Source organism: Streptomyces sp. NPDC056361 (genome assembly GCF_042262805.1).
Lineage (GTDB): Bacteria > Actinomycetota > Actinomycetes > Streptomycetales > Streptomycetaceae > Streptomyces.
In genome coordinates this window covers 1-7,283 of record NZ_JBHJQI010000241.1, presented here as the reverse complement: position 1 = coordinate 7,283, position 7,283 = coordinate 1, and the positions used below count along the sequence as shown (strand labels likewise).

The following is a 7,283-nucleotide window of genomic DNA, read 5'->3' as shown; positions in this document are numbered from 1 at the left end:
GCCGACCACGGGGGCCCTCCCCGTCCACTCGCCTACGCGGCCAGGTGCACGCGAACCTCGACGTTCCCGCGGACCGCCTTGGAGTACGGGCACCGCCCGTGCGCGGCGTCCGCGAGGCGCCGCGCCTCGACGGCGTCGAGACCCGGCAGTTCGACGGTGAGGACCACCGACAGGTGGAATCCGTCCGCCTCCTTGTGCAGGGCCACCTCGGCGGTGACGGTGTCGTCCGCGAGCGCGATCCGCGACTCGCGGGCGGAGACCCGGAGCGCGCTGTGGAAGCAGGCCGCGTAGCCGGCGGCGAAGAGCTGCTCGGGATTGGTGGCGGTGCCGGAACCGCCCACGGCCTTGGGACTCGACAACGGAAGGTCGAGGAGCCCGTCGGAGGAGCGCACGGCGCCGTTGCGCCCGTCTCCGGTGGAGGCGACCTCGGCGGTGTAGACGACGGCCATGTGTCCTGCCTTTCCGAATCGGAGAAGGGGGAATTCCCCCAGCCTTCCCGCCAGTCTCGAACGCCGCCGAATTCCGGGCGCTACGGAATTCCGCAGTCCTCCCCGAAGGCCGCCGAATTACCGTGAAGTCCATCGAAGACCGTGAAATTCAAGGGAGTTGGCCATGGCGGGACCGCTGACCGGAGTACGGGTACTGGAATTCGCGGGCTCGGCGCCCACCGCGTTCGCCGGCACCGTCCTCGCCGACCTCGGCGCCGACGTCGTACGCGTCGACCGGGCGCCCGCCACCGCACCGGACCCCGACGGCGACCGCGCACCCGAGAACCCCCTGTCCCGGGGCCGCCGTTCGGTCGGCCTCGACCTCAAGAGCCCCGAAGGCGTGGAGCACGCGCTCTCCCTCGCCGAGCACGCCGACATCCTCGTCGAGGGATTCCGCCCCGGCGTCGCCGACCGCCTCGGCATCGGCCCGGAGGCGGCCCTCGCCCGCAACCCGCGCCTCGTGTACGGGCGGATCAGCGGCTGGGGCCAGCAGGGCGAGTGGGCCGGCCGCGCCGCCCACGACCTGGCGGTCCTCGCCCTGACCGGCGCCCTCGACACCGACCCCGCCACGGGAGCCCCGGTGCCGCCACCGACCGCGTACCTCTCCAGCTTCGCCGGCGGCGCCAACGCCCACGTACAAGGGCTGCTCGCCGCCCTCCACGCCCGCGAGCGCTCCGGACGCGGCCAGGTCGTCGACACCGCCCTCGCGGACGGCGCCGCCCTGATCTCCACCCTCGTCCACCAGTGGCGGCAGGTCCCCGGCAACCACACCGTCACCGACGCCCCGCACTACTCCCTCTACCGCGCCGCCGACGACCGCTACCTGGCCGTGGCCGCCATCGAACCCCGGCTCTACGCCCAGCTCCTCGACCAGCTGGGCCTCGCCGGCACCGAGGACCTCCCCGACCGCGCCGACCCGGCCGCCTGGCCCGCGCTGCGCGCCCTCATCGCGGCCCGCTTCGCGACCCGGGACCGCGAGCACTGGGTGAAGCTCTTCGACGCCGTCGACGCCGGCGTCGCCCCGGTCCTCACCGCCGCCGAAGCCGCCGCCCACCACCAGCTCGCCGCCCGCGGCGCCTTCGTGCCCATCGGCGACACCCTCCAACCCGCCCCCGCCTCCCGCTTCGCCGCCACCCCCGCCGCCACCCCCGGCCGCGCCCCACTCCCCGGCGAGCACACCGGCGAGGTCCTCGCCGAGTGGGGGGACTCCCCGGACACCGCCTAGGTCTCCAGATAGCGCAGTACGGCCAGGATCCGGCGGCTGTAGCCGTCGGTCCTGACCAGCTCCAGCTTGTCGAAGACGGAGTTGAGGTACTTCTCCACCGCGCTGAGGGAGAGGTGCAGCCGACGCCCGATGGCCGCGTTCGTGTACCCCTGGGCCAGCACCTCGAGGACCTCGCGCTCGCGCGGGGTGAGCCGGGCCAGCGGATCGGCGCGGGCGCCCTGGACGACCAGCTGCCGGACGACCTCCGGGTCGATCGCCGCACCGCCCTCGTGGATCCGGTCGAGCGCGTCGAGGAACTCGTCGACCTGGGCCACCCGGTCCTTCAGGAGATAGCCGACGCGCTCCGCGCCGGGGGCGAGGAGCCGGGCCGCGTAACTCCGCTCGACGTACTGCGAGAGGACCAGCACCCCCGTCCCCGGCAGCCGCTCGCGGATCTCCACCGCCGCCCGCAGCCCCTCGTCGGTGTGGGTCGGCGGCATCCGGATGTCGGCGACGACGACGTCCGGCCGCAGCGCCTCGACCTCGGCGACCAGCGTCCGCGCGTCGCCGAGCGCGGCGAGGACCTCGTGGCCCTCCTCGGCGAGCAGCCGGACCAGCCCCTCCCGCAGCAGGGTGGAGTCCTCGGCGAGGATCAGGCGCACGGCAGCTCCGCGACAAGAGTGGTGGGTCCCCCGAGGGGGCTGTCGACGCGCAGGACGCCGTCGAGCGCGGCGACCCGGCTGCGCAGCCCGGTCAGTCCGCCGCCGGCCGGGTCCGCGCCGCCCGTGCCGTCGTCCTCGACCCGCACGGTGAGGAGGGCGCCCTCGCGGGACACCCGTACGGCCACGGCAGAGGCAGAGGAGTGCTTGGCGGCGTTCGTGACGGCTTCGGAGACCACGAAGTAGGCGGCCGTCTCCACCGGCCGGGGCAGCGGCTCGTCGCCCACCTCGAACCGCACGCGCAGCGGCAGGGAGCAGCGCCGCGCCACCCCGCCCAGCGCCTCTTCGAGCCCCAGGGCGTCGAGCGCCGACGGGTACGCCCGCCACGCCACGTCCCGCACCTCGGCCAGGACGTCCCGGGCCTCCTGGTGCGCCTGCCGCAGCAGCGCGTCCACCCGCTCGGGGTCCTGCCCGCGCTCCCGGCCCCTGCGGGCCCGGCCGAGCAGCATCCCCAGGGCCACGAGCCGCTGCTGGACGCCGTCGTGGAGGTCGCGCTCGATCCGGCGGCGCTCGGCGTCCACGGCCCGGACCACCGCGGCCCGGCTGACGGCCAGCTCCTCGACGCGGCGCCGCAGCAGCTCGCGCTCGGACGGCCCGAAGCACTCCCGGGCGATCCGGGCGTCGAGCGCGGCCAGCGCGTGCAGCCCCTGCGCGTCCAGGAAGAGCAGGACGCCGCCGAGCAGCAGCTGCGTGAGCAGCTCCTGCCAGCCGAGCGTCCCGCGGGCCACGCCCCGCGCCAGGAGCACGGCGAGGACGGCGCCGAAGCCCAGGAGCCCGAGCACGACCCCGCACACCAGCCCCGTCCAGCCGCGGACCGCCAGATAGCGCAGCAGCCGTGGACCGGGGACCTCGTACGGCTCCGGGAAGCGGTCGCCGAAGAAGAACGAGCGGCGCCACCGCTCCAGGGCCACGGGCCGCCGGGCCCCGGCGACCAGGATCCCCAGGGCGTCCGGCCGGGTCCGCGGCCACAGGAGGAAGGGCCCGAGGGCGGCGCCGGCGACCAGGAGGTACAGCGCGTCGAGGAGGGCGCTCACGCAGCCCAGGACGACGCCCGCAGCCCTCAAGTGGGCCTTCGTACCCATCCGTTCGTCGTCCCCCATGGCTCCCGAGCTTAGGGCGTCTCCGGCACGGCCCAGGCCGTGCCCGGCCCGGACGGGGCCTCCGGGGGCTCCCGCCGCGCGGTCCGTGCCCGTCACGAGGTGCGGCGGTGCTGGGCGCGGCCGCGCCCCCGGAGCCGTACCGCGAGGAAGGCGCACAGCGCCACGGCGACCAGCACCAGGACGGCCTTCGACAGCACGCCCACGTACCCCTCGACCACGTCCCAGCCGTCCCCGAGCCAGTAGCCGGCCAGCACGAGCACGCTGTTCCAGACGAGGCTGCCGAGCGTCGTGAGCATCAGGAAGACGGGCATCGGCATCCGCTCGACACCGGCCGGCACGGAGATCAGGCTGCGGAAGATCGGCACCATCCGGCCCAGGAACACGGCCTTGGTGCCGTGCCGCGCGAACCACCGCTCGGTGCGCTCCAGGTCCGCGACCTTGACCAGCGGCAGCCGCGCCCACAGGGCGTGCATCCGCCGCCGGCCGAAGAGCGCCCCGATCCAGTACAGCGCCACCGCGCCGACCACCGAACCGAGCGTCGTCCACAGCAGCGCCGACGCGAGGCTGAGGACCCCCTGCCCGGCGGCGAAGCCGGTCAGCGGCAGGATCACCTCGCTCGGCAGCGGCGGAAACAGGTTCTCCAGCGCGATGGCGAGGCCGGCCCCCGGCCCGCCCATCGTGTCGACGAGCCCGGCGGCCCACCCGGCGAAGCCGTCGGCGGGCTCCCCGGCCAGGGCCAGGGGGGTGGGAGCGAGGAGCGAGGTGATCGGCACGGTGGCCTCCAGACGGTGCGGACGACGTGCCGGGACCCCTCGTCCCGGCACTCCTGAACGCTAGGAATCCCGGCTCCCCGCCGGTACGCGGCTTCCCTTCCGGCACCCCTGCGGAAAACCGCAGGCGGCACCCCGACGGCACCGCCTAGGGTCGGCCGGGACCGGGACAGCGCCGAGGGGGAGCCATGACCAGGAACGACCGGATACCGGGCTCAGGCCCCCTGCCCGCCGCGGAGGGCACGGCCCGGTGAACAGCGACGAGCCCGTCTTCAAGAAGAGCCGATGGGGCACCAACCGCTACGTGTACAACCCGGCCAGCCCCGTCGGCCTCGCCCTCATCGTGATCACCGTCGTCGTGGTCTTCACGGTGCTGCTGCTCATGCAGAACCGCGTCGGCCCCTTCGCCCCCGACCCCGGCACCACCTGGAGCCCGCCGCCCACCGCGGACCCGTGGCCGTTCGTCCCGCAGCCCCGGCCGTCCGCGCCCGCCGGCACCCCCTGACCGCCCGGGCGCCGCTCGCGGGGCGGGGGCTCTCCGCGGACCGCCTACCCTTGGACGCATGACGAGCAGCAGCGACCGGAGCACCGCAGTGAGCGTTGACGGATCCAAGACCTACGAAGTGCGCACCTACGGGTGCCAGATGAACGTCCACGACTCCGAGCGGCTCTCCGGTCTGCTGGAAGAGGCGGGTTACGTCCGCGCCCCCAAGGACGCGGACGGCGACGCCGACGTCGTCGTCTTCAACACCTGCGCGGTTCGCGAGAACGCCGACAACAAGCTGTACGGCAACCTCGGCCGGCTCGCCCCGATGAAGACCACCCGGCCCGGCATGCAGATCGCCGTCGGCGGCTGCCTGGCCCAGAAGGACCGCGACACCATCGTCAAGAAGGCCCCCTGGGTCGACGTGGTCTTCGGCACGCACAACATCGGCAAGCTGCCGGTCCTCCTGGAGCGCGCCCGCGTCCAGGAGGAGGCGCAGATCGAGATCGCCGAATCCCTGGAGGCGTTCCCCTCCACGCTGCCGACCCGCCGCGAGTCCGCGTACGCCGCCTGGGTCTCGATCTCCGTCGGCTGCAACAACACCTGCACGTTCTGCATCGTGCCCGCCCTGCGCGGCAAGGAGGAGGACCGCCGCCCCGGCGACATCCTCGCCGAGATCGAGGCGCTCGTCGCCGAGGGCGTCTCCGAGATCACCCTGCTCGGCCAGAACGTCAACGCGTACGGCTCCGACCTGGGCGACCGCGAGGCCTTCTCCAAGCTGCTGCGCGCCTGCGGGCAGATCGAGGGCCTGGAGCGCGTCCGCTTCACCTCGCCGCACCCCCGCGACTTCACCGACGACGTGATCGCCGCCATGGCCGAGACGCCGAACGTCATGCCGCAGCTCCACATGCCGATGCAGTCCGGCTCGGACACGATCCTCCGCGCGATGCGCCGCTCCTACCGGCAGGAGCGCTTCCTCGGGATCCTGGAGAAGGTCCGCGCCTCCATCCCGCACGCGGCCATCTCCACCGACATCATCGTGGGCTTCCCCGGCGAGACCGAGGAGGACTTCCAGCAGACCATGCACGCGGTCCGCGAGGCCCGCTTCGCGAACGCCTTCACCTTCCAGTACTCCAAGCGCCCCGGCACCCCGGCCGCCGACATGGACGACCAGATCCCCAAGGAGGTCGTCCAGGAGCGCTACCTCCGTCTCGTCGCCCTCCAGGAGGAGATCTCCTGGGACGAGAACAAGAAGCAGGTCGGCCGCACCCTGGAGGTCATGGTCGCCGAGGGCGAGGGCCGCAAGGACGGCGCCACCCACCGCCTCTCCGGCCGCGCCCCCGACAACCGCCTCGTCCACTTCACCAAGCCCGACGAGGGCGTCCGCCCCGGCGACGTCGTCACCGTCGAGATCACCTACGCCGCCCCCCACCACCTGCTCGCCGAGGGCCCCGTCACCGCCGTCCGCCGCACCCGCGCCGGCGACGCCTGGGAGCGCCGCACCGCCGCCCCCAAGCCCAGCGGCGTCCTCCTGGGCCTTCCCGGCATCGGCGCCCCCGCGCCCCTGCCCGCGGCCGAGGTCCCCGCCTGCGGTACACACTGACCCCACCGGTCCCCGCCTGCGGCACCCACTGACCCCACCCCGGTCACGAGCGCGCACCCACCCCGTGGGTGCGCGCTCGGCACGTCACCACGCAGCCGGTTCCGAGCCGTACCCCGACCGCGGCACCCCCGCGCAGTAGGCTGCCGATCATGCTTGTCGCCGCAGCCGTCTGCCCCTGCCCCCCGCTCCTCGTCCCCGAGGTCGCGACGGGCGCCGCCCACGAGCTGGACGCCGCGAGGGCGGCGTGCGCCGACGCGGTGGGGCTGCTCGCCGCGGCCCGCCCCGACCGGCTGTACGTCGTCGGCGCGGCCCCCGAGGGCGGCCACGGCGTGTACCCGGCGGGCTCGGCGGGCTCGTTCGCCGGATTCGGCGTCGACGTCTCCGTACGGCTCGGCGACGGCCCGGACGCCGACGCCGCCCGGTCCCTGCCCGCCTCCCTCGCCGTCGGCGCCTGGCTGCTCGACCGCGCCCGGTGGGCCGACGCCCCGATCGAGGGCCTGGCGGTCGAGGAGACGGCGACCCCCGACGTCTGCGCGGGACTCGGCCGCGGGCTCGCCGACTCGGCCGGGAGGGTCGCGCTGCTGGTGATGGGCGACGGCAGCGCGTGCCGGACGGTGAAGGCGCCGGGCTACCTGGACGAGCGGGCCGAGGGGTTCGACACGGCGGCCGGCCGGGCTCTGGGCACGGCCGACACGGCCGCGCTGCTCGCGATGGACACGGAGCTCGCGTACGAGCTGAAGGTGGCGGGCCGGGCCCCCTGGCAGGTCCTCGCGGGCGCGGCGGAGGGCGCGGGGCTCGACGGGCGACTGCTCTTCGAGGACGCGCCGTACGGGGTGGGGTACTTCGTCGCCGCCTGGTCCTGACCCGGGGCGAAGGACACGGAAACGGCGGACGGCCGCGGAGCGAGGTGCTCCG

Annotated in this window: 8 protein-coding genes; 4 read left to right on the top strand and 4 right to left on the bottom strand. The window is 74.8% G+C overall.

The features are described 5' to 3' along the window. Positions 1–32: 32 nt before the first annotated feature. A complete protein-coding gene (locus tag ACFCY7_RS38995) occupies positions 33–449 on the bottom strand; it encodes an organic hydroperoxide resistance protein (protein ID WP_376490830.1) in 417 nt (138 codons plus the stop codon). 163 nt (positions 450–612) lie between these two features. Here ACFCY7_RS38995 and ACFCY7_RS38990 point away from each other — a divergent pair, with 163 nt between their 5' ends. Continuing rightward, positions 613–1,713 (top strand): CaiB/BaiF CoA transferase family protein, encoded by a 1,101-nt coding sequence (locus tag ACFCY7_RS38990; protein WP_376490829.1) that lies wholly within the window; start codon positions 613–615, stop codon positions 1,711–1,713. Here ACFCY7_RS38990 and ACFCY7_RS38985 read toward each other — a convergent pair. The 3 genes from ACFCY7_RS38985 to ACFCY7_RS38975 form a co-directional block, all read right to left on the bottom strand. Then, positions 1,710–2,354, bottom strand: coding sequence for a response regulator (locus ACFCY7_RS38985; RefSeq protein WP_376490828.1), 645 nt, complete (start codon positions 2,352–2,354; stop codon positions 1,710–1,712). The two genes, ACFCY7_RS38990 and ACFCY7_RS38985, sit on opposite strands and share 4 nt — an antisense overlap. After that, entirely contained in the window at positions 2,345–3,511 is a 1,167-nt protein-coding gene (locus ACFCY7_RS38980) for a sensor histidine kinase (RefSeq protein ID WP_376490827.1), read from the bottom strand. Before ACFCY7_RS38980 ends, ACFCY7_RS38985 begins: the two co-directional genes overlap by 10 nt. A 92-nt stretch (positions 3,512–3,603) precedes the next feature. Next, positions 3,604–4,284 carry a DedA family protein gene (locus tag ACFCY7_RS38975; protein WP_376490826.1) on the bottom strand — a complete coding sequence of 227 codons (681 nt, stop codon included), beginning with the start codon at positions 4,282–4,284 and terminating at the stop codon, positions 3,604–3,606. A gap of 247 nt (positions 4,285–4,531) precedes the next feature. Here ACFCY7_RS38975 and ACFCY7_RS38970 point away from each other — a divergent pair, with 247 nt between their 5' ends. The 3 genes from ACFCY7_RS38970 to ACFCY7_RS38960 all read left to right on the top strand — a co-directional run bounded on the left by ACFCY7_RS38970 (position 4,532) and on the right by ACFCY7_RS38960 (position 7,231). Then, positions 4,532–4,786: a hypothetical protein gene (locus tag ACFCY7_RS38970; RefSeq protein ID WP_376490825.1), complete on the top strand. Its 255-nt coding sequence runs from the start codon at positions 4,532–4,534 to the stop codon at positions 4,784–4,786. 58 nt (positions 4,787–4,844) lie between these two features. Further along, positions 4,845–6,368 (top strand): tRNA (N6-isopentenyl adenosine(37)-C2)-methylthiotransferase MiaB, encoded by a 1,524-nt coding sequence (gene miaB, locus ACFCY7_RS38965; RefSeq protein WP_376490824.1) that lies wholly within the window; start codon positions 4,845–4,847, stop codon positions 6,366–6,368. Between the two features lie 149 nt (positions 6,369–6,517). Continuing rightward, positions 6,518–7,231: a class III extradiol dioxygenase subunit B-like domain-containing protein gene (locus ACFCY7_RS38960; RefSeq protein ID WP_376490823.1), complete on the top strand. Its 714-nt coding sequence runs from the start codon at positions 6,518–6,520 to the stop codon at positions 7,229–7,231. The last annotated feature ends 52 nt before the right edge of the window (positions 7,232–7,283 follow it).

Bases quoted from the DNA above. Each gene is read 5' to 3' on its own strand.
- ACFCY7_RS38995 (WP_376490830.1), bottom strand. From the start codon at position 449: ATGGCCGTCGTCTACACCGCCGAGGTCGCCTCCACCGGAGACGGGCGC.
- ACFCY7_RS38990 (WP_376490829.1), top strand. From the start codon at position 613: ATGGCGGGACCGCTGACCGGAGTACGGGTACTGGAATTCGCGGGCTCG.
- ACFCY7_RS38980 (WP_376490827.1), bottom strand. From the start codon at position 3,511: ATGGGGGACGACGAACGGATGGGTACGAAGGCCCACTTGAGGGCTGCG.
- miaB (WP_376490824.1), top strand. From the start codon at position 4,845: ATGACGAGCAGCAGCGACCGGAGCACCGCAGTGAGCGTTGACGGATCC.
- ACFCY7_RS38960 (WP_376490823.1), top strand. From the start codon at position 6,518: ATGCTTGTCGCCGCAGCCGTCTGCCCCTGCCCCCCGCTCCTCGTCCCC.